18 protein-coding genes and 1 tRNA gene are annotated in these 21,174 nt (G+C 59.9%); 6 read left to right on the forward strand and 13 right to left on the reverse strand.

Features of this window, described 5'->3' with window-relative positions; all coding sequences use genetic code 11:
- Positions 1 to 14 precede the first annotated feature (14 nt).
- Positions 15 to 1,400 (forward strand): sensor histidine kinase, encoded by a 1,386-nt coding sequence (locus MHM88_RS03400; RefSeq protein WP_239359998.1) that lies wholly within the window; start codon positions 15 to 17, stop codon positions 1,398 to 1,400.
- A 148-nt stretch (positions 1,401 to 1,548) separates the two neighbouring features.
- Positions 1,549 to 1,625 (forward strand) — tRNA-Arg (locus MHM88_RS03405).
- A gap of 1,006 nt (positions 1,626 to 2,631) precedes the next feature.
- On the opposite strand, the gene MHM88_RS03410 is transcribed toward MHM88_RS03405, so the two are convergent.
- The 13 genes from MHM88_RS03410 to MHM88_RS03470 form a co-directional block, all read right to left on the reverse strand.
- The gene (locus tag MHM88_RS03410) at positions 2,632 to 4,038 is read right to left on the reverse strand and encodes a sulfatase (RefSeq protein ID WP_239360000.1); all 1,407 of its coding nucleotides are present in this window, start codon (positions 4,036 to 4,038) and stop codon (positions 2,632 to 2,634) included.
- 10 nt (positions 4,039 to 4,048) lie between these two features.
- Entirely contained in the window at positions 4,049 to 4,984 is a 936-nt protein-coding gene (locus MHM88_RS03415) for a carbohydrate kinase family protein (protein WP_239360001.1), read from the reverse strand.
- Positions 4,984 to 6,000, reverse strand: coding sequence for an SIS domain-containing protein (locus MHM88_RS03420; RefSeq protein ID WP_239360005.1), 1,017 nt, complete (start codon positions 5,998 to 6,000; stop codon positions 4,984 to 4,986). Before MHM88_RS03420 ends, MHM88_RS03415 begins: the two co-directional genes overlap by 1 nt.
- 8 nt (positions 6,001 to 6,008) lie before the next feature.
- A complete protein-coding gene (locus tag MHM88_RS03425) occupies positions 6,009 to 7,016 on the reverse strand; it encodes an ABC transporter ATP-binding protein (RefSeq protein ID WP_239360007.1) in 1,008 nt (335 codons plus the stop codon).
- Positions 7,017 to 7,019: 3 nt separating this feature from the next.
- Positions 7,020 to 7,850, reverse strand: a complete 831-nt coding sequence (locus MHM88_RS03430) for a carbohydrate ABC transporter permease (RefSeq protein ID WP_239319006.1) — start codon at positions 7,848 to 7,850, stop codon at positions 7,020 to 7,022.
- Positions 7,847 to 8,794 carry a carbohydrate ABC transporter permease gene (locus tag MHM88_RS03435; RefSeq protein WP_239360008.1) on the reverse strand — a complete coding sequence of 316 codons (948 nt, stop codon included), beginning with the start codon at positions 8,792 to 8,794 and terminating at the stop codon, positions 7,847 to 7,849. Before MHM88_RS03435 ends, MHM88_RS03430 begins: the two co-directional genes overlap by 4 nt.
- Positions 8,795 to 8,857: 63 nt before the next feature.
- The gene (locus tag MHM88_RS03440) at positions 8,858 to 10,123 is read right to left on the reverse strand and encodes an ABC transporter substrate-binding protein (protein WP_239360009.1); all 1,266 of its coding nucleotides are present in this window, start codon (positions 10,121 to 10,123) and stop codon (positions 8,858 to 8,860) included.
- A gap of 44 nt (positions 10,124 to 10,167) precedes the next feature.
- Positions 10,168 to 11,712 (reverse strand): hypothetical protein, encoded by a 1,545-nt coding sequence (locus MHM88_RS03445; protein ID WP_239360010.1) that lies wholly within the window; start codon positions 11,710 to 11,712, stop codon positions 10,168 to 10,170.
- Positions 11,709 to 12,977, reverse strand: coding sequence for a Gfo/Idh/MocA family protein (locus MHM88_RS03450; RefSeq protein WP_239360011.1), 1,269 nt, complete (start codon positions 12,975 to 12,977; stop codon positions 11,709 to 11,711). The genes MHM88_RS03445 and MHM88_RS03450 overlap by 4 nt, the downstream gene beginning before the upstream one ends.
- Before the next feature lie 77 nt (positions 12,978 to 13,054).
- Positions 13,055 to 14,146 (reverse strand): GntR family transcriptional regulator, encoded by a 1,092-nt coding sequence (locus tag MHM88_RS03455; RefSeq protein ID WP_239360018.1) that lies wholly within the window; start codon positions 14,144 to 14,146, stop codon positions 13,055 to 13,057.
- Between the two features lie 543 nt (positions 14,147 to 14,689).
- Positions 14,690 to 15,325, reverse strand: a complete 636-nt coding sequence (locus MHM88_RS03460) for an NAD(P)-binding oxidoreductase (RefSeq protein WP_239360020.1) — start codon at positions 15,323 to 15,325, stop codon at positions 14,690 to 14,692.
- A 150-nt stretch (positions 15,326 to 15,475) separates the two neighbouring features.
- Positions 15,476 to 16,381 carry a DMT family transporter gene (locus tag MHM88_RS03465; RefSeq protein ID WP_239360022.1) on the reverse strand — a complete coding sequence of 302 codons (906 nt, stop codon included), beginning with the start codon at positions 16,379 to 16,381 and terminating at the stop codon, positions 15,476 to 15,478.
- Positions 16,382 to 16,392: 11 nt separating this feature from the next.
- Positions 16,393 to 17,367, reverse strand: a complete 975-nt coding sequence (locus tag MHM88_RS03470) for a threonine dehydratase (protein ID WP_239360033.1) — start codon at positions 17,365 to 17,367, stop codon at positions 16,393 to 16,395.
- Positions 17,368 to 17,498: 131 nt separating this feature from the next.
- On the opposite strand from MHM88_RS03470, the gene MHM88_RS03475 reads away from it, so the two are divergent.
- The 4 genes from MHM88_RS03475 to MHM88_RS03490 all read left to right on the forward strand — a co-directional run bounded on the left by MHM88_RS03475 (position 17,499) and on the right by MHM88_RS03490 (position 21,028).
- Positions 17,499 to 18,335 carry an AraC family transcriptional regulator gene (locus tag MHM88_RS03475; protein ID WP_239360035.1) on the forward strand — a complete coding sequence of 279 codons (837 nt, stop codon included), beginning with the start codon at positions 17,499 to 17,501 and terminating at the stop codon, positions 18,333 to 18,335.
- A 790-nt stretch (positions 18,336 to 19,125) separates the two neighbouring features.
- A complete protein-coding gene (locus MHM88_RS03480) occupies positions 19,126 to 20,031 on the forward strand; it encodes a S9 family peptidase (protein WP_239360036.1) in 906 nt (301 codons plus the stop codon).
- A 76-nt stretch (positions 20,032 to 20,107) separates the two neighbouring features.
- Positions 20,108 to 20,494 carry a RidA family protein gene (locus MHM88_RS03485; RefSeq protein ID WP_239360037.1) on the forward strand — a complete coding sequence of 129 codons (387 nt, stop codon included), beginning with the start codon at positions 20,108 to 20,110 and terminating at the stop codon, positions 20,492 to 20,494.
- A gap of 186 nt (positions 20,495 to 20,680) precedes the next feature.
- Positions 20,681 to 21,028, forward strand: coding sequence for a hypothetical protein (locus MHM88_RS03490; protein WP_239360038.1), 348 nt, complete (start codon positions 20,681 to 20,683; stop codon positions 21,026 to 21,028).
- The last annotated feature ends 146 nt before the right edge of the window (positions 21,029 to 21,174 follow it).

Consider the following 21,174-nt stretch of genomic DNA (forward strand, 5'->3'; position numbering starts at 1 on the left):
GAAAACGGGGACGCATGTTAAACACGCTTTCGGGCCGATTCCTGATCCTGACAACGGTCTTCGTCATGTTGGCCGAAGTCCTGATCTTTGTCCCCTCCATCGCCCGGTTCCGTCAGGATTATCTCGAAGATCGCCTGGAACGCGCGCAGATCGCATCGCTGGCCTTGCTTGCAGATGATATGATCGAAAGCGATCTGGAGCGCGAACTGCTGGAAAACGCGGGCGTTTACAACGTGGTGCTCCGCCGCGACGAGATGCGCCAGCTGGTGTTGTCCTCCCCCATTCCGCGTCCCATCGGCGGCACCTTCGACCTGCGCGACGCCGGAGCCTTCACGCTGATCGGTGATGCGATGATGCGCCTCGCCACGCCGCAAAACGACATCATCCGGGTGATTGGCGCGCCGGTGCGTGATGCCGGCCTTCTGATCGAGATCACGATGGAAACCGGCCCGCTGCGCATGGCCATGATCGACTACGGGTTGCGAATTCTGGTCTTGTCGGCGGTCATTTCGGTTCTGACAGCCGTGCTGCTGTTCATCGCGGTCCGGATGGTGCTGGTGAAGCCGATCAAGGGCGTCATCGGCTACATGCAGCGATACGCCGCCGCGCCCGAAGATGCCCGCGGCATCATCACGCCCAAGGCGGGCGTGATCGAACTGCGCGAGGCCGAGGAGGCATTGCAAAAACTGCAAACCGAGCTGACCCATGCGCTGAAGCAACGCGAACGGCTGGCGCAATTGGGCGGTGCGGTTGCCAAGATCAGCCATGACCTGCGCAACATCCTCACCTCGGCCCAGCTGTTCACCGACCGCATCGAGATGAGCGAAGACCCCCTTGTGCGGCGGCTGGCCCCCAAGCTGGTGAACTCCATCACCCGCGCGGTGTCCCTCTGCGAGGGCACATTGGCGTTTGGCCGTGCGGAGGAACCTGCGCCCACATTCAGCCGGGTGTGCCTCAGTGAGATTGTCGATGATATCGCCGAAAGCGAGAACCTCGTTGCCTCCGACGTGACGGTCGAAATCGTGAATGCGGTTCCGTTGCCGACCATGATCCGCTGTGACAAGGAGCAGATCTTTCGCGTGATCATGAACCTCGTGCGCAATGCCCGTCAGGCAATCATTGCGACAGGTCGTGACGGGCGCATCACCGTATCCCTGCGCGAGCAGGACGATGCCTGGTGGATACTGGTCACCGACAACGGCCCCGGCCTGCCCAAGAAAGCCCAGGACAATCTCTTCACCCCGTTCCAGGGCGGGGCGCGCAAGGGCGGCTCCGGTCTCGGTCTGGCGATTGCCGCCGAACTGGTCAAGGGGCACGGTGGTCAGCTCAGCCTCGGCGCGACCGGCCCTGACGGCACCGTCTTCGAGATCTGCCTGCCCAAGGGCGACGGCGCAGTCTAAGCTCAGCCCCCATCGCCCGCGCCTCCCAGGCGTTGGCGAACCCCTGCCGGGTCACGGATGCCCTGAAGGCGCCGCGTAGCTCCCCGCGAAAAAAGTTATGATTTGGGGTTGCACCCACCGAAGCGCAGAGATAAACCCCGCTCTCAGTGGACCGATAGCTCAGCTGGATAGAGTACTTGACTACGAATCAAGGGGTCGGGGGTTCGAATCCTCCTCGGTCCGCCACTTCCAAAATGTTGAACGTCAGACGAAATTGACCTAGGCGTCATAAACTGTCCCAATCCGCTGTTTTTGCCGTGTGGCTTGTTGCGTTGATCTGACCTTCCTTTTGGAAAATCAGGGCTGATTTGCAGGTTCAGTCTTTGAGCCCGCCTGTTTCTGCTGATCTGCCCCAAGTTTCAAGCGGCGGGCGAACGCGGGAGGGGGCGAGGCAATGCTATTCGACCGGGTTGGTGCGGCCCGCAGGCGTAGCCGAGGACACGGCCCGGTCTAATCGGATTGCCCGAGGGGGAGGGCAGCGCCCTCTCCCTGACGGCCAAGGGCGTTTGGCTTGTCCAAATCCCACTGGCCCGCAAAACATAAGCGGCGGTGTCATCAGCCCTGCCTCCGTGTTGCGATCCTTCAATATTGAAAACTGAGTTCACAGGTTGCGGGACCGAACCGCTAGTGCTGATACCTGCATCGATGGCCATAGCCAGCCTGGACACGGCATTCATGCATGGAGCAGCAATACTTTTGCTGTAAGCGCGAACGGTCTCCCGAGAGCGTACCGTCGAACAGCTCCGGTGACCAGGACGATGCTGCGCTCAGCTCAGACGTCAGCGAAGCGCAGATGGCGCTCTTTGCAAAGTCTTGGAAACTGCCAGCTGGAAGGCGGTCCCATGCTGCACGAGCAACGGATGGATCAGACCTTCGCTGCAAGTGCAGCCACCAACCTTCATCGAACAGACGGGATGCGGGTCGAAATCCGCTGCGTTCGCGCACGCTGTTGTTTTGTGCGCCTTGCGGTCATTTGCTTTGTTCTGGGCACCAACCACTGACAACTCCAAAGGTCGCAGCCATAATCGAGCCGGACAATCTTGCCTTTCCTCGATGTGTGCATGAAGCAATCTTGCGTGTTTGCAGGCTGCTTACTGAGGTTGTTCTGTGCGATGCCTAAAGATGCCTGCTCGCGAATAGGAAACCCAGCCAGATTTGTGAAGCGAATACAGCGAACGTCGTGAGGCCGGTTTCAGTTCGATTTCGGCTTGTGGTCGTAGGGGCTGTCGGGATCGAAATCGAACCGGTCGGGCAGCCGCAAGCCGCTATTCAGGTGATGTTCTACCGCCATAACCGACACACCGTCGCGATAAAGCCAGGGGTCGCGTGTGTCGCGCTGCCAATCCTCCATTTGTCGGCGGAACTCCGATAGCCGCTCGGCATGTTCGGGCGCTTCGGTGAGGTTGTGGACCTCCTGTGGATCGACCTCCAGATCGTAAAGCTCTTCTGGCGGCCGGCGAACATAATCGCGCAGGGGTCTTTGCCCGATCATCACCGGATCGACGCGCCGGATGCCTTGCCAGGAAAGTGAGCCATAAAGGTCGCCAGAAAACGGGAAGTCCAGCTGCCATGCCACATTGCGATGATACTTGTAGCGGGGGGTGCGCAGGAACCGCGTTGGCCAATAGTTGGTGATTTCATGAAACGTGTGAGAACCAAAGACGATGTCCCAACCGGACCGCATGTCCGCTGCCTCGAGGATGGGCAGCAGCGACCGGCCTTGCCGCTTGCCCTGTGATGTCTCGGCCCCTGCAACATCCAGAAAGGTCGGCAGGAGATCGGTGAAGGACACAAGATTGGGGTTGGCCACACCTGCCCTCTGACCGGGCCTGTGAATGATCAGCGGCAGGTGCACGCCCGCATCAAAGAGTGTGGTCTTTGAGTTCAGAAACGGTGCGCCATTGTCCGACAGAAACACCACTAGCGTCTCCTCGGCCAAGCCGGCCGCGTCGAGCGCGTCGAGCACCTGCCCCACCCCCCGGTCAAGCCGATGGACCGAACGGTAATAGGACGCCAGTTCGTTGCGCACCTCGGGCAAATCGGACAGGAAAGGCGGAACATGGACGTCTTCGGGGGCGAAAACCGGGTCTTCGGCCCCGAATGCGTCGTTGCCGAACCCGCCGCGGGTCTCGTCGCGGTGCGGGTCAACATAGCCGATGGTCAGAAAGAACGGTTGCCCGTCGGCCCGGCGATCGCTGAAATAGGCGCCTGCCTTTTGGGCGACCCACCCCACATCACGGGTGTCGCTTTCTGCGCGGTATGTCCAGGGATACACCTCGGACGGGCCCACATGGACCTTGCCGATGATGCCCGTGTGATAGCCGGCTTCGTTCATAAGCGCGGGCGCGGTGGGCACATCTGCGAAGGTCATGAAATGGTGGTAATCGTGGTGCAGGCCGTATTGGCCCGTTTGATGGGTGTGAAGGCCAGTATAGATAACCGAGCGGCTGGCCGAGCAGGACGCGGTTGAGGTGAAGGCCATGTCGAAGCGTGTGCCGCGTGCGGCCAGCGCATCAATATGGGGCGTGCGGATTGCAGGTTCACCATAACAGCCCGTCATGCGGCCCAGATCATCTGCGATGAGGAGAAGTATGTTCAAGCCGCTCTCCTTAGGCCAGAAGCTCGGACAGCTGGAACGCGCCCGTACTGCGTGGAAAAATCCGGATCACAGCGCTGGCCACAGCGCTGCCTGCGCGCAGACAGGTTTGCAGATCCAGCCCGACCTGAAGGGCTGCTAAAAAGCCTGCGTTGAACGCATCCCCCGCGCCGATCGTGTCGAAGATATCGGCACGCGGGCTTGTCGCGGAGACAGTCTCCCCATCGCGCAGCGCAATCGCGCCGTCCGGCCCGCATTTGACCACCAGCACGGAATCCTCCGGCAGCTGGCCTACCATGGCGTCGAGCCCGCCTTCGACACTGTCTGCCCCGGTCAGTCCCACCAGCTCTTTGTCATTGATGAGCACCAAGGCGCTTTCGGCGATCCAGCTCTGCACCAGCGCGCGGGTCGTGTCTGTCCAGCCGTCGCCCGGCCAGCCCGGGTCGATGGCGATTTGTGCCCCCCCCGCGCGCAAGTCGCGCATCAGCGTCAGACTGTCCCGCGTCAAGGCTGGCAGTGCAAAGGCTCCCGACATCATGGCCAGAGCCCCGTCGAGGGGCCAGTCGGCCAGCCCCGCGCGCACCTGCGCCATGTCGAAACGATCCAGATGGCCGGGTGTCGAAAAGAAGGTGCGCTCTGCGCCCGGATGCAGCAGGCCGAATGTGACAGACGTGGGGGCCTCAACCCGCGCGATCCGGTCCAAAGGGGCTGCGAAGGCTTCTGCTATCATGGTTCCGACGGCATCCGAACCGGCCGAAGCGATCAACCCCGACACAGCACCAAGCCGTTGCAATACGAGCGCCGTGTTGGCCGCGGAACCGCCAATGCGGCTGTCTGCGCGGTCCAGGAAGATTTCGGTCCCCTGTTCGGGCCAGTCAGCCAAAAGCCCGCCCACAAGATCCAGATTGGCATTGCCAATGACAGCGATGGGAAATGGTGCGGCTTTCATCAGGCGACCTCGGCGCTGGCAACCTTGGAAGACCGGCGCGGCAGGCCCGCATCAGGCAGGCGGCGCGCGGCGGCACTGACAAGGATATCCTGAATCACCGGCAGCGCTGCAACCGCCAGAGCAAGGCCCTTTTGCGGGGTGAGCGGCACGGTAAGCGCACCGCGCACGGGAGCCCGCCCCGAAGCATCGATAATGATCGGCGCGATCCCGTGCGCCACACATTCCTCGGCCAAAAGCGAGAGGTCGTCGCGGTCCTGGCATTGACCGCGCAGCAGGATCACCGCGCTCTCTTGGTCGATCATCTCGAACGGGCCGTGGCGAAACTGCCCGGCCTCTAGCCCCAAAACCGGCAGGCGGGCGATTTCCATCAGGCACAGCGCGGCGGCGTCCATCACCCCCTGCGCCCCGCACCCCCTTGCGACCATGATCGCAACGGGTGCAGGGACCAACCGGTCAATAGCGGCATCGGCCTCGGTCGGACGCGACGGTGCCCCCGCCGCAAGAGCGACCTCGGCGGCCGAGATATCCTGCCCCAAGGCCTCAAGAATGGCCGCATGCAGCCCCAGTGTGATAAGCTGCGAGCGTGTCGCGGCATAGGCAAGCTCGCGCCCGCCCACGCCCACAAGGGAGGGCAGTTCCGTCGCAAGCGGGCTGTCCGCCTCAAGTGTCAGGCCATAGGCCACGGGGCTCACCATCCCGCGCTCGATCAGGTGCAGCACCTCGCCCGAGCGGCCCGATTGCGAGGTGACCAACATTGCGGGATCACCGGGCAACGGTGCGCGCATGTATTCCGAAACCACATGCTCCGTCGTATCAAGCCCCGCGGCGCGGTAATAATCCCCCACCGCACGGTTGATCCAGTGCGAGCCGCCCATGCCCAGAAGCGCCAATCGCCCCCGCGCGCGCAACGCCTCGGCGATGGGCCTTGCACTGTCCCGCGCCGCCCGCAAAGAGGCCAGCGCATCACTGTGTTGCCGCGCCATTTCTGTGCGCAGTTGGTCGATACCTTTGCTCATGGTTATTCTCAGCCCGAAACAGGCTGCCCTTTCGCATCAAACAGATGAATGGAAGCCGGATCAGGCGTCAGATGCACAGCCTCTCCGGCCTGAACCTCCGCCCGGCCCTCGATCCGGACATTGACGGTCCCGATCCCCTCGACATTGACATGGACGAAGGTATCAGAGCCCAGCCGTTCGGTCAGTATCACGCGGCCGCGCCAATCGCCGTTTTCATGGTCCAGCGCGATATGCTCGGGTCGAATGCCATAGCATTCTGCGCCGTGGGCTTGCGCAACAGCACCATTCAGGAAATTCATCCGCGGGCTTCCGATGAACCCTGCCACAAACTGGCTGGCGGGCCGTTCGTAGAGTTCCATCGGCGTGCCCACCTGTTCGACAACCCCGCCGTTCAGCACCACGATCCGGTCCGCGAGCGTCATCGCCTCGACCTGATCATGGGTAACGTAGATCATCGTTGTGTCTGGCAAACGCTGGCTCAATCCGGCGATTTCGAGCCTTGTATCCACCCGCAGGGCTGCGTCGAGGTTCGACAGCGGCTCATCAAACAGAAACACACGGGGATCGCGGGTGATCGCACGGCCAATGGCCACACGCTGCCGTTGCCCCCCCGAAAGCTGTTTTGGCTTGCGGTCTAGCAGCCCTTCGATTTGTAGCATCTCCGCAGCTTTCTCGACCCGCGCCTTGATCTCGTCTTTGCCGAGCTTGGCCTGTTCCAGACCGAAAGACATGTTCTCGAACACGGTCATATGCGGGTAAAGCGCATAGGATTGGAAAACCATCGCGATCCCCCGCTTGGCGGGCATCTCATCATTCATAGGTTTGCCATCAATCAGCAGATCCCCGCCAGAGATGTCCTCAAGCCCGGCAATCATGCGCAGAAGTGTGGACTTGCCACACCCCGAGGGGCCGACAAAAACAACAAACTCCCCTTTCTGAAGCGACAGATTGATGTCGCGCAGCACCTCGACGTTCCCGTAAGATTTGGACACGTTGATAAGTTCGACAGTCGCCATGGTTTATCCTTTCACAGCACCGGCGGTCAGGCCGGACACGATCTTGCGTTGAAATACGAGGACGAGCGCCACCAAAGGCAGGGTCACGATGACCGAAGCCGCCATGATGTTGCCCCATGGGATCTCGAATTCGCTGCGCCCCGAAATGAGAGCAATTGCGACCGGGACCGTGCGCTGGCTGTCCGTCGACAAAAAGGTGAGCGCAAACAGAAACTCGTTCCACGCGTGGATGAAGGCAAGAAGCCCCGTCGTTACCATCGCAGGCCACATCAGGGGGAGGAACACGCGGCGAATGATGGTGAACGACGAGGCTCCGTCCATGATCGCTGCCTCTTCGATCTCGACCGGGAGGTTGCGCATGAACGTCGTCAGCACCCAAACCGTAAAGGGCAAGGTAAAGATCATGTAGGAGAACACGAGGGACCAGAGGGAGTTGAACAGACCGAAGTAACGTATGACCTCAAAAAGCCCGGACAGCACCGCGATCTGTGGGAACATCGACACGGACAGGACCGTGAGCAACAGCAGCCCCCGCCCCCGGAAGTGGATGCGCGACAGGGCAAAGGCGGCGGTGATCGCGAGGAAGAGCGACAGGATGACCACCACACTCGCCACGAAAACAGAATTCAGGATCTGCTTGCCGAACACGCCCCCGGACAGCATGGCCTGATAGTTTGCGAAGTTCAGCGCCTTTGGCAGGTAGTTCACTTCAAACAGCGCCTGCCCATCCTCGAGCGAGGTAAGGATAGCGTAGTAGAAAGGGAAGATCGCCTGCAGAACGATGATTGCGACAAGGGCGTAGAAGCCCGCAGTTTGCCAAAGAGCAGGTTTCATGAGCGTTTACCTTCCAGATCCATGCGAGTGGCCATGATGAACGTGATGGTGATCAAGGCGATCACAACGAACAGCAACGTGGATGCGGCCGAGCCATAGGCGAATTGGTCAAAATCAAAGAGATTCTCACGCGCATAAACAGACATGGTCCGCGTCGCATCGGTATTGGGTGTCAAGACATAGACGATGTCGAAGACACGCAGCGCATCGAGAGCACGGAAGACCACCGCCACAAGGACCGCCGGCATGATCAATGGCAGCGTCAAGCGGCGGAACACGCGCCAGGCCGGCACACCGTCAAGCTTAGCAGCCTCGTAGATGTCACCCGGCACCATCTGAAGCCCGGCCAGAATAAGCAGCGCCATAAAGGGCGTCGTCTTCCAGATATCGACAATCATCACGGCGACCATTGCGGTCTCCGGTGAGGCGGTCCAAGCGATAGGTTCGGAAATCAGACCGAGCGCCATGAACATATCATTGATGATCCCGAACTGGTCATGCAGCATCCAGGCCCACATCTTGGCTGAAACGATGGTCGGGATCGCCCACGGGATCAGAACAGCCGCGCGGACAAATGCACGGCCCCGAAATTGCTGGTTCAGCACCAGCGCGATGATGAGGCCAAAGACAGTTTCGAAGGAAACCGAAACGGCGGCAAAAAGGATCGTGTTCCAGACAGAACGCCACCAGCGGGGATCGGCCAGCAAGCCATAATACTGTCCCTCGCCGTCGCCGAAATCGACATATTCCAGGTAGTTGCGGAACCCCACCCAGCGGGCTTCGCTCATCAGGTCGAGCGACGCATCGGTGAAACTGAACCAGATCGTGCGGCCAAGCGGCCAAGCGGCGACGATCAGGAGCATCACAAGCATCGGCGCCAGAAACAACCAGGCCGAGCGGGTGCGGCTTCGAGATAGGCGCGATCTTTGTTCTGTTTTAGCCATGGCTGCCTCCGTTGTGGTTTCCGGGCGGCCATACCGCCCGGAACAGGTTCCTAAAATCAGGCTTTACCAGCGCGGCCCGCGCAGGCGTTTCAGCTCGTTTTCGAGGCGGGACAGGTTCGTCGCCGCATCACCATCGCCGGACATGGTGTTGTGAACAGCTGTCCAGAACGCCGCCGAGACTTCGTTGTATTTGCGCAGTGTCGCGGCCGATGGACGCGGCAGGGCATTGTCGACCACAGGCTTCCAGAGGGGGATGAACTCCTGCTGCTCGGCCACTTCAGCGTCTTCGTAGACCGCATTCAGCGTTGGTGGACGCGATGTGACGATCGCGCGTTCCTTCTGGTTTTCATAGTTGGTGAGGAAACGCGCCAATTCGATCGCGGCTTCCTGGTTCTCGGAATAGCGCGAGACCCCCAAATTCCAGCCACCCAGCGTCGCGGACGAGGACATGCCCTCACCGCCGGATGGAAGCGTCGTCACTGCGAAGCTGTCGCGCACCGGGCTGTCTTCGCCTGCGGCGAGTGCGTAGGCGTAGTTCCAGTTGCGCATGAAGACCGCATTGCCAGACTGAAAGACACCGCGTGCGTCTTCTTCCTTGTAGTTCAGAACACCCTCAGGGGCGATGCCGCCGACCCAGCTGGCCGCAAGGTCAATCGCCGCGGCGGCTTTCGGGTTGTTGATGTTGATGGACCCGTCCAATTCGACAATCCGGCCACCGCCGGAGCTGTTGATCCATTCCTGCGCATTGCAGGTCAGGCCTTCGTAAGCCGCGCCCTGAAAGACGAAGCCCCACATGTCGGTGTTACCCTCTGCCCGTTCGCCATCCATGACGACCTGCGCCGCCTCGGTCAGCTCCTGCCAAGTGGTCGGGACCTCTTGGTCGTATTTCTCCAGAAGGTCTGTCCGATAGTAGAGCGCAGGCGCGCCAAGGAACATCGGCAGCGCGACCAGCTTGCCATCCACTGTCTGGCTTTCGATCGCAGCGGGCACAAAATCGTCCACGATATCTGCCACATGAGGCGTTAAATCTACGAAATGCGACGCCAGCTGCGGTGCCCAGATCACATCCAGCCGGTAGACGTCGATATCGCTCGATTGTGCCGAAAGCCAGAGCCGATACTGACCGAACTGATCGGTTGTGCTTTCCGGCATCGAGACGATCGTCACAGTATGACCCGTCTCCGCTTCGAAACGATCAAGTTGTCCGCGCAGGACCTCTTGGTCTCGGCCAACGGAGCCGTGGACAATCGTCAGATCCTCTGCGATCACACCGGTCGCCAAGAGCGTCGTTGTCGCGATCCCGGTCATGAGATTTCTAAAGTGTTTCATGTTTTCCTCCTGTCATGATTTTGGTCTTGGTCTTTTTTTTGCCCTCACCTGACGAAAATCGGTGAGGTCCAGGCCATCTGGCCGCTTTGCTGTCGCAACCGCAGATAGATCGTGTCGCCCGCATCCAGCCGCCCCAGCGGGACAGTGCCCTGCCATTGCCAAAGCTCCGCCCGAGCAAGCTGGTGAAACCGCCAGGCAGGGGTATCGATTGCCCCCAAATTGCCCGACTTGGCCCCCTCGAACAGACGCGCGGCAGGGATCGCGATATCCTGCCCGCACAGCCGCGCATGGATCACCGCATCCCCGGACAATGCGGCGCGCAGCATCAGGCCTTGCGTCGCGGGAGTTGTATTGTTGGGGTTGGCTTCAGCTGTGACGGAGAAGGTCACGCGTTGCCCGTCCGACTGGATCGTGGGTATCGCGTGGCCACTGTCCTCGCCTTCGAGTGGCGAGACGATCTCGCGGCCGCGAAAGCGCGGCTCAACCGCGCGGATCTCACCGCCCTCGAGCCTGAGTGTACCATCCCAGTCGTGCCGCATTCCCCGCGCGCCCCAGCCCATTTCCAGATGGATCAAGGTCTCGTCGCTTTCTGCGTCGATGGGTGATGGCGTGATGGCGGGGCTGATGCGATGCGAAAGTTGCCCATTGCGGATCACGTCGATGCAGTCGATGGCTCCGCCTGCCACGGCCTCAATCGCCAACTGTGCGTCAGACCCAGCCGTGACCGTGCCGCCCTGCACCGTTTCGCCGATCTGCGCCAATAGATGGATACGGTCGCCGGTTAGCGCATTGGTCCGGCGCGCGCGCATCGCATCCCAGAACGAGTCACGGGCATGTGCGGGGGCATAAAGCGCCATGCGGCCATGTCCGTAGGAGCCGGGAAAGCCACTGTGGTGGTCGGTGTTACCGATGATGCCGAACTGGTGTCCCTGCTCCAGCCCGTAAGCCATGGTTGAATGTCCGTCTACCGGCCCCATGGAATGAAGATAGCCGCGCTCGGTCTCGGACGCTTCAGCGCAGCCATGCATCGAGAACATTTCGACAAAAGGGGACAGATCGGGGTCGAAGGTGGCCCAATTGATCCCCCGCGCGCCTGTGCGGTAACCAATATGGTGCGGAAAGGCGAGAGCCCTGTCGCCGTAGCGCGCCGAAAGCGCCGCCTTGAGCCCGGCCGGATCGTCAGCCAGCTCCAGCGGCCCGTCCGCCAGATCCGCCAACACGATTGTGTAGTCGCCGTGTGCGCCGGAATGAATCTCGTATCCCGGGAAAACGGTGAAGGCACCGGGCCGGTCCGCCCTGCGCAATTTGTCGTAGTGCCCGGGCCAGGCCGCGCGCAGCTTGGCAAAGCCTTTGACGTGGAAATCGACGATATGTGCGATCGAAGGGTCGCCCACCGGCATGTCCGGCCAATGGGCGTGGCCCGTGATCGACACGAAATCAAGCTGCAGCGCCGCCTTAGTCAGCGCATCCGGGAAGGAACCGTGGCCATAGGAAAGGTCGGAATGGTTGTGAATGTCACCGTAGAACGGGGCAAGACCGAGCGAGGTGGCACGGGGGCACAAGCGATCTGGCAGGGGGGCATTGATCATTGTGCTACCTCCGCCACGGACAGCTTGCGCGGGTCAACCGGGCGGCCGCCCTCGGCAAGACTCATCTGCGCTGCCTTCACCAGCCGCAGCGAGTCCACACCTTCGGCCACGCCCACCGGTGGTGTTTCGCCTTTCAGAAACCGCTCAAGCTTGCGCACCAATTCCCGATCAGCCCCGTAATGAGACGAGCTGCGATCAGGATTCGGGTGGTGCACCATAGAACGGGCGCGACCATGCTGTTCAACGAGGTCGATGTCACCGCTGTGCCGCTCCATCCGCAAACGGCCACTCTCTCCGATGATTTCGAGTGTTTCCTGATCCGTCGCCCACGGACCGAAGATTGCGAAGAACAATGTTGCGACAAGGCCGCTGTCGTATTGCACAGTGACCACGGCGTGGTCGTCGATGTCCGCACCCGGATGATAGACGCAGGTGTCGTTGCGATCATGGACCTCCTCTGCGGTTTGCCAGCTGACATTGGGAACGCGGCCGACGCCTTCGAACTTGTCGATCAGCGTCTCGTGGCGGCGATAGGGGCAATCGCGGTCGCATTCGCTACAGCGCGCGGCCGCGGTCGGATCGGGGGTAAAGATACCCGACACACCACCCGTCGCCGAGACCTGAACAGGCTGGGCCCCATCAGCGATCCAGTTGAGCACGTCGAAATGATGCGATCCCTTGTCATTCAGCGCACCGCCCGACCGCGCGCCGCTGCGATGCCACAGCTGCAAATAGCGCGTGTAAGGAATGACCGACCGAAGCAACACCATGCGCGGGGTGCCGATACGTCCGCCATGGGCAAGACGCACGGACTCGATCCAGGGCTGTTCGTAGCGACGGGTGAACCCCATCATGATCGGCTGGCCCGACCGCTGCTCGGCCTCTGCGATTTCCTCGGCATCGCTCAGCGTCACCGATATGGGCTTGTCCAGGTAGACCCGCTTGCCGTGGGCCACCGCCCGTTCGACGGGTTCACGATGGCTGTCAGTGTGGGTTGTCACAATAGCAAGGTCCACCGCCGAATCCGCAGTCGCTTCATCGAGCGTCGCGAAGACCCGAACCTCGTGGTCCAACCCGACGGACCTATACACCGTACTCAGGTGTGCGGCGGCAAGTTCGGCACGGTCGGCCAGACGGTCGAACACGCCGATTACCCGCAGCCCCGTATCGCGCGCGGCCTCGGCGATGCGGCTGCCGATGAAATAGACGCCGCGCTCACCGGCCCCGATGATGGCAATTCCAAAGCTGTCATCCGATTTTGACATCAAAGCCCCCAGTATGTCTTCTTGGGGCGAGCCTAAGTGAGTATAATTAGCCCAACAACGATAGCTATACTCACCCTTCAGGCCAATGTCGCATCGTGCCGTTGGATTGAACCATTCACGACCGTGTAGATCGGCAGATAATGGGTGCGTGGCGGTTCCTTGCTGCCCTTGATCCGCGCAGTGACAACCGTTTCGAACAGATCGAGTTTTTCGCGGTCCGAATTGCCGACGATGTCAAAACGGCTGACATGTTCGGACGGGACATCGACGCTGCCCAGAAGCAAAAGGCTGACATCCTCACCCAGTTTCAGGTTCTTTTCTTGCAATACAGCATCCAGCAGCCGCCCTTCGACCAGCCCCCAGATAATCAAAGCGGTCGATGCAGCGGCATCCGATGGGCTTTCGGGCAAGGCACCGACGAGGTCCGAGTGACGATAGGACCCCGGAAGCGCCGCTACGGTGTGCAGACGGGGATGCGGTGCAGGGCCTTCCCACCCGCTGAGCAGCAGAAATTCGCGCCGTGCCATTGCGATCTGGCGTGCGTCATGTGCAGACGTCAAAAAGCCGATCCGACTATGCCCCCGATCCTGCAGCATCCGGTATCCGACCGACAGCGCTTCGCGCCAGTTGGTTCCGATGACATCGGCATCTATGCCCGTCAGCGACACACCATCGACCACGAGCGCATCGGCACAATCAAGGATACGCGCAAGGAACCTGACCGAGACGACCTCGAAATTGGTCTGCAAAAGACAGCAACGAAAGCGCCCCTGACGTTCCAGAAAGCTTTCGCCCTCCGCCTCATCGACGAAGGCTTTCATTTCCACGCGGTAGCCGTTGCGCCGCAGGCGGTTAACAAGCTCCACCAGTAGCCTGCGGGCAAGACGGCTTTCAGAGGCTCTGTAAAGGATCAGACAATCGGCATTGAAGACGGCTTCGGGTTCATCCGGCTGCTGGGCGATATGCAACCCCGCGCCCGGTCGGGCAGTTATCTGACCGTCCTCGATCAGCGGTGCGAGCACCCGTTCTACGACCCGCTGCGAGGTGCCAAACTCGGACATCAAGTCGCGCACCCGCGGCAGCCGATCACCGGGCTGCCCCTCGGCGATCTTTCTTTTTAGCTTGTTCCTGACTGCGGCGTCCTTGGACATCTTGCTTTTAGTTTTCATGCTGGGCCAGTGGCGGGGCCTGTCTTCTGTTTCGCCAGAAAGAATAGTCCGATGCCCCCTCGAAATGAAAGCGCGGCCCATGACATTGATGAAATCTTCGCTTCGCACTTTGGCCAAAGTTAATGCGCGAGGAGCCCAAATCTACGCAGCCGATCCACGATCAACCGGAGTACGCAATGCTCTGCAATGCATTGAAAGAACTTATAAGTTCCATCTAGACACCATCAGATAGAAGCATCTGCCCCTTTCGAAGGGCGGATCTGGCTCAGGTTTCTGGGACTTTCGTGCAGATCGCAGTAACACGTAATCATGGCCTCACACCGGACTTGCGGCGCGGCATCGGGTTGCAGGGATACCGCACCTCGTGCCCGACGCCAGATGACATCAGCCAGCCCTAAGCGGACACGGTCCGCATGGCACGTCGCCCTACCAGCATTCGAAGCTGGGCGGGAAGAGGGCCTTCGCTGCGTGCAGTACTCAGGTCCAGTGTGTAGAAAGAGCAAACCGATCATGACAGAATGTCGAACCAGCCCTAACCGTGGCCTATGCATCCGACCTCGCGGGCGCTGACACGCCCCACACAATGTGCCCAGACGATGCCCCTTGTACGGCATCCACAAGAAAATGAGCCAAACTACGACGGGAAACCGATGATCCTGCCTCGGGCAATGCCCCATTCACCGTACGATACTCCGTCTCATCGGCGTCGGTTAGAAAACCGCATCGCGCGATGGTCACGTCAAGATCGGCGGCCTTCAGGATCTGCTCCATCAGGCTGGCGCTTGTGACAACACTGCGCACCACGATCTTCAACAAGCGGTCAATCCATCGTCGGGGTGGAAAGAGAAGCGCACTCGACGTGACGACGACCTTTTTGAGACCGGTTTGCCGAGACGCTTCGACAATTGCGTTCGCTGATCGATAATAGATGGATGTCGCAGTCTTGGTCGGACGTCTGCCGCCAAGAGTTGAAATAACCGCGTCCTGACCGCGGAAGACCGCGGTCAGAAACTTCGGGTCGCAAGGGTCGCCGACCACGACTTTCAACCTGTGATGCCTTAGCTCCGGTCGTTTGGCTTTGGACCGGACTACAGCAGTGATGTGAGCGCCTTCATCAAGTGCGCGGCGCAGCACATGTACCCCAGTGCGTCCGTTCGCGCCGAGAATGACAAGTTTCATTATCTGCCTTTCTTTATTTGGCCCGGGTTGCCCCGTGCCGAGACTTTCATTGCGGGAACCGGAAAACCCGGAACCAAGGATGGGGAGCCGGTCCCGTTGATGTCCGGCGAGTTTTCCGGTGTACTTAACAATCGCCAGGCGCGTACGAGTTCACGCCCTACGCGCGACCCAAACTCCAAGGATCGTCAGCCCCGCCGAAAGCGCGATTGGAAAAGTCAACGGCTCCGCAAACAGAACAGCCGCCAGCAGCACTCCCACGACGGGTTGCCCGAATTGCAGCGGGGCGACCTTGCCTGCTCCGACCTGGCCAAGCGCCCAGAACCACAGGACATAGCCTACCACCGTGACCAGAAGGACCAGGAACAAGAGCGCCAGAACACTGCTCTGACTGACCTCCGTCCAGTTCCATGCAATTGCACGTGGGCCGATGAACGGGAGAAGGACAAGCGAGCCCGCAACCAGGCTCCAAAAGGTCGTGGGCCACTGTCCGATCCGCCCTGAGGATCGGCCTCCAAAGACGTAGCCGACGCTTGCAAACAGCACTGACAAAAGAACGGTAAAATCACCAGCGATGCTTGACGATGCAGCCGACGCTGTTGGCGCCCCTCGATAGAGCAGCAAGAACCCAACGCCGGTGATCGCCATTGCCGCCCCGATCCACCATATGGATCGAGGCCAGCTTCTGGTGATGATAAAGCTGACAAGACCCGTGAATACCGGCGCTGACGCGAGGATCAGTGATGCGTGCATGACCGAAGTATTCGCCACGCCTATGCTTAGGAGCACGGGATAGGCCGCAAAGCCCGCGACCCCTCCGACAAGAAGCTCTATTCGTGCGGACAGGTCACGTGGCAAGGCGGACCAAAAGCGGCCAGCTAAGGGGGTCAGAAAAAGTGCTCCGAGGATGGTCCTTAATCCGCCGATGAGATCGGGCGGCACATCGCGCGCGGCAATCGCCGTTGCTGCTGGGGATGCCCCCCAAATTATGACAGCACCGATGGCCGCCAGTGCGGGGAGAAAGGCGCTGGCTGGGGATCTCGTATCGCAGTTTGACATCGTCGTCCCCCTCAGCACGCTGGCGTGCGGCCATCGAGAACCTCGGCGAATGCATGGAGGTCGATGTTTGCGCCGGTTTGAATCAACCCCACCTTCTTTCCGGCGAAGCGGCTTTGGTGCTTCAGCAATGCAGCAAGGGGCGCGGCACCAGCCCCCTCAACGAGATTATGCGTATCGGTGTAAAGCGCGCGCATTGCTTCCGCGATTTCGCGATCACTGATTTTTAGGACGTCACTCGCTCCAGATTTGATGATGTTAAACGCCTCAGGTTGCGGCTCCCGGCACGCCACACCATCGGCAAATGTTCTGGCCGTCAGTGTCGGCACCGGCCTCCCGGCCTCGAAGGATTTCGAAATGGCCGCAGCCCCTTCTGCGACCACGCCAATGATCTCGGTTTTTCGTCCGAGCATGTCCCGGACAGAAATCAGCCCACAAATTCCCGACCCCATACCGATGGGGACCAGCACAACATCCAGATCCGGGTGAGTTGTAAACAGCTCTAGAGCATAGGTGGCGACACCCGCAACAAGGTCGCTATGAAACGAGGGAACGAACTGGTAGCCGCGTTCCGCGGCCAGCTCCAATGCGATGGCACGGCTGTCGTCAAAGTCGCAGCCTGCGACAATGACCTCGCCACCGAATGCGGCCATTGCATCATTCTTGCCAACCGAATTTCCCTCGGGCACCACAATGGCGGCCGGAATACCAACCCGGCCGGCCCCCATAGCGATGGACTGACCGTGGTTCCCGCGCGTCGCGGTCACAATACCCTGCGGCAAAGCGCCCCGCCGCCGGAGTTTTTCGACGAACACAAGCCCGCCACGCGCTTTGAACGAACCGGTCGGGGTGTGGTTCTCATGCTTGACCACAACATCCGCCCCAGTTCGGCGCGCAAGAAGCGGCCAGGAATACGCCGGCGTCGGCAGGACAGTTTCCTGCACGATCTGTGCAGCCTCATCGAGTTCCGAGCGTGTGAACAATTCCATTTGCGGTTTCCTTCTCAATTTGCCTCTGCGTATCCGGCGACCGCCGGGCTGGCTTTCACAAATCTGACGGAAACATCGTCAAGCGGCTTCTGGATGATGCTTGTTGTCCGGCTTTCCGCTATCAAGGCCCCATGGTTGGTGTAAAAAATCCTAGGCGGAAATACGGCCCAAGGCGCTTGCATGCCGGGCAATGGAGTATCGAACTGCTGCCGCAGGGCGCATACGAAGTGTCCTTTACGCCCGGCTCATGCGTCGTGGGTTTTGCTTTTGACCCACAGAAAGGGACGCATGCATTTGCCTCCGACAAACGCCGAAATTTCGAAACTGGGGCCAACACTCTGGCTCTGATCCCGGCTGGGTGCGATGTTTTTTCTTGCTCAGATTCTGGTGGTGAGTACCTGCGGCTCTCCGGCGCCGGCGCGGAAGGACGACTTGCCAACGCCCGGCGTTTCAGCGACCGCGTGGACCGGCGTGCAGTCTCGGCAGCCTACAGCCTTCGTCGCCAGATGCTGCGTGCAGGCCAGGCGGACCCTCTGGAGTGCGAAGCTCTGGCAAGCGAGATTGCCACCCGGGCCGCGCAGGACCTGGACAAGGCAGGAGCGATTCCGAGCGACGCACGCTGCATGACCGGATTTCGCATGCGCCGTATCAATGATCTCATCGAGGACAGGATCGGTAGTGGTCTGACCGTTTCAGAGCTGGCCGATGCGATAGGCCTGTCCCCCGGCTACTTCACCAGATCGTTCACCGCTGCGGTCGGACGGTCCCCGCAGCAATATATCATTGATCGCCGTCTTGCACGCGCCCGTGCCTTGCTCGCAGACTCGACAGAGCCATTGACTGCCATCGCTATTAAATGCGGATTTGCGTCACATGCGCATATGACGGCCCAATTTCAAAAGCGGCTAGGCCTGCCACCAAGCCATTTCGAAAGGCGTCGCTGGAACCAGAATGCTGATTGCCGTTGAAGGTATGGCATCTTTTTCTACCACCTGCAGGGAAAAGGCGCTCCGTCAGGCCAAGCATTTCACACCTTATGCAATCCGCGTTCGGATTTATACTGACTGTTCGCCAACATACGCGGACACTTCGGCCCTCAACACACCCCTTGTCGTTACAATTCTGAGTTTCTGTGCGTCTTGCGGGCACTCTTCGCGCCCGGGATGCATGACTGGTCTGGGCCGCAGCCCTTGGGCCCCGCTGGTAGCTCCGACTTTGCAAAGGGAGCTCTCTACGCTTCCCTTCCATGCGACCAGGGCGCAGCATTTGGTAAAGTGGGGTTCTGCGCCCGCCTTCGTTTCGATCCGCATGAAGGGCAGCTGTCGTATTGGGTCAGAAATGCATGACGCGGCCGTTCCGTTCCCTCGGGTTTTGGCCGCGGATTGGGTCAAAGGTGTTCGACGTTCCACATCAAATGTTGAGCGTCAGACGAAATTGGCTTTTACGTCATAAACTGACCCAATCACCGCGAACCGGATGATTGTGGGCAAACCGCGAGTATCCGGTTCGCCCCCCCCTGACGTGATGCTTCGCTAGATCTTTAGAACGCCAATGCACGGAAAGCGCTTTTGCTATGCCGGGATGGCGTCAGGACCGATTAAGTTACTGTTTTGCGTCTGCAGCGAAGGGAACGTGTCCCGTGTTTGTGCCGAACCGAGCGCGTCCTTTGGTCGATGTCGGGAAATGTCCGAAACATGTGTCACACACTGCCGGCCTCTGTCGTCTTCGACTGAAGACACCACAACGGAGCTGGAGAAAATGAGCCTGGTAGGACGACTTTTAAACATATCGCTGACCGCGGTGAGCCTCATCGCCGTCGCGCCGGCCGCATTTGCGGAGACAAAACTGGACGTATTGCGGTCGTATTATGCTGTTGATCCGCATCTCCCATTGCACGTTGAAATTACAAGAGAGCACGAAACCCCAACCAGCCGCGTTATCGAATACTCCTTTACCGGGTTCGACAATGAGCCGATCCGCGCCGTGCTGGAAATTCCGACCCCGTCGGGTGACGCAAGCGTGCCGATCGCGGTCCTGCTGCACGGAATTACGCAGTCTGCGGACCAATGGTGGCGAACGGATGATGGTCCGTACTCGTTTCCCGCGTCTCATCGTGCTGCGCTGTTGGAAAGCAACGTTGCGGTTATGGCCTTCGACCTGCGCAATCATGGGGCGCGTGTGCAATCGCACGATTTTCAGAACCCCTATACGTATCTCGAAGAGGGGTATCTTGAAGCCGCAAGAAAGATGATCGCGCAATCCGCAATGGATCTGACGCGTGGTCTTGACACCCTGTCGGAGTTCGAAGGTGTCGATGCGGATCGCGTTTCCATCGTGGGCTTCTCGCTGGGGGCGTGGGTGGGTTACATCGGTGCTGCACTGAACGAAAACGTTGAAAAGACACTGCTGATCGGGATGCCCTTTCTCGACGTGTCGGAGGGGCACAGCACAAGTTTCACGGCACAGCACCTTTACGCCGGCGCTTTCAACGACCGATTGGTTCATTTCATCGGCGGCACGATGGACACGTTCTACGACGCCGAACACATCGAGGGCCTGGTCAATGAAATCGGCGCGTCAGCACGTCTCACCTGGGTGGAGAGTGGCCATGATTTCCCGCATTCGACGGCCACCATCACCGCACAATTCCTGACCCCACAATAACCCAAGGTCTGCCCCAATATCTCACGTATCCTCTTCAAGGGAGGATGCGGGTGGACGCACAAATAAAGGAAGCAACATGAAAATCGTCCGGCATCCCAAGGGGAGCGAATTTGAGAAGGAAATTGGCTATGCTCGGCTTGTTACGGCTGACAGATGGATCTTCGTCTCCGGTACGACTGGTTACAACTACGCGACCATGGAAATCGAACCTGAAGTCGAAAAACAGGCAGGCCAATGCCTGGAAAACATCGGGTCCGCCTTGGCATCGGTGGGCGCAAGCCTGCAGGACGTCGTGCGGGTCAACTATTACCTGAAGCATGCAGAGGACTTCCCGGCGTGTTGGCCGATTTTGTCAAAGACGTTCGGGGCTCACCCACCAGCGGCGACAATGATCGAAGCAAGTCTGGCGGTTCCTGATATGTTGATCGAAATCGAAGTGACCGCTCTGCAACCCGACAGCTGACCGGATCACGCGCCCCTCCGGGCGTGGGCATCTTCGATCCTGCCTGAATTCTGCCCGGAGGGCGTACAGACAATGCCAACCCGAAATCCTCTGCGGTCCCCAACCCCGGTGAAGCGACGCGTGCTCTTGCGTGCGTCGCTGCTGGGTCCGACGGCACTTCTCGTGCTTTGGATCTCTCTGAGCATCGTGACTATTCTCCTCGCCCAACTGGCACGACAGGCTCCTCTCGATCCACGAGTCCTCGAGGCCATCGAATTTCTGGGCTTCGCATCGGCAATGACAACCTTGGTGATCGGGGTTTCCACCCTGCCTGCATGCTTGATTTTTGCTGTCGCTCTCTGGACAGGTTGGGGAGGTTGGCTCACTGCGGTTTTTGGCGGTATGGCTCTTGGTCTTGCGATCAGTTGGGCACTTTTTGCGACGCAGATCGCAGGCCTTATTCTGATTGCTGCCGGAGCTATCTGCGGGCTCATCTCTTGGTTAGGCGCGAGGATATGCGCCCCGGACGCCTTCGTTTTCGATCACACCTCTTAGCAGGCGGCCGAGTATCTCCGCCCTCAGTGCCCCGCACCGAACGAGGTTCACCGTGCTTGAGATCCCGGGGGTATCGACACCGCCAACACCGCTGACGTAACCGTTTGGTCTTGCTCAGGTCGATGGTTGGAGGTGCCCTACAATTG

It is taken from the genome of Epibacterium sp. MM17-32 (assembly GCF_022348205.1).
GTDB lineage: Bacteria > Pseudomonadota > Alphaproteobacteria > Rhodobacterales > Rhodobacteraceae > Epibacterium.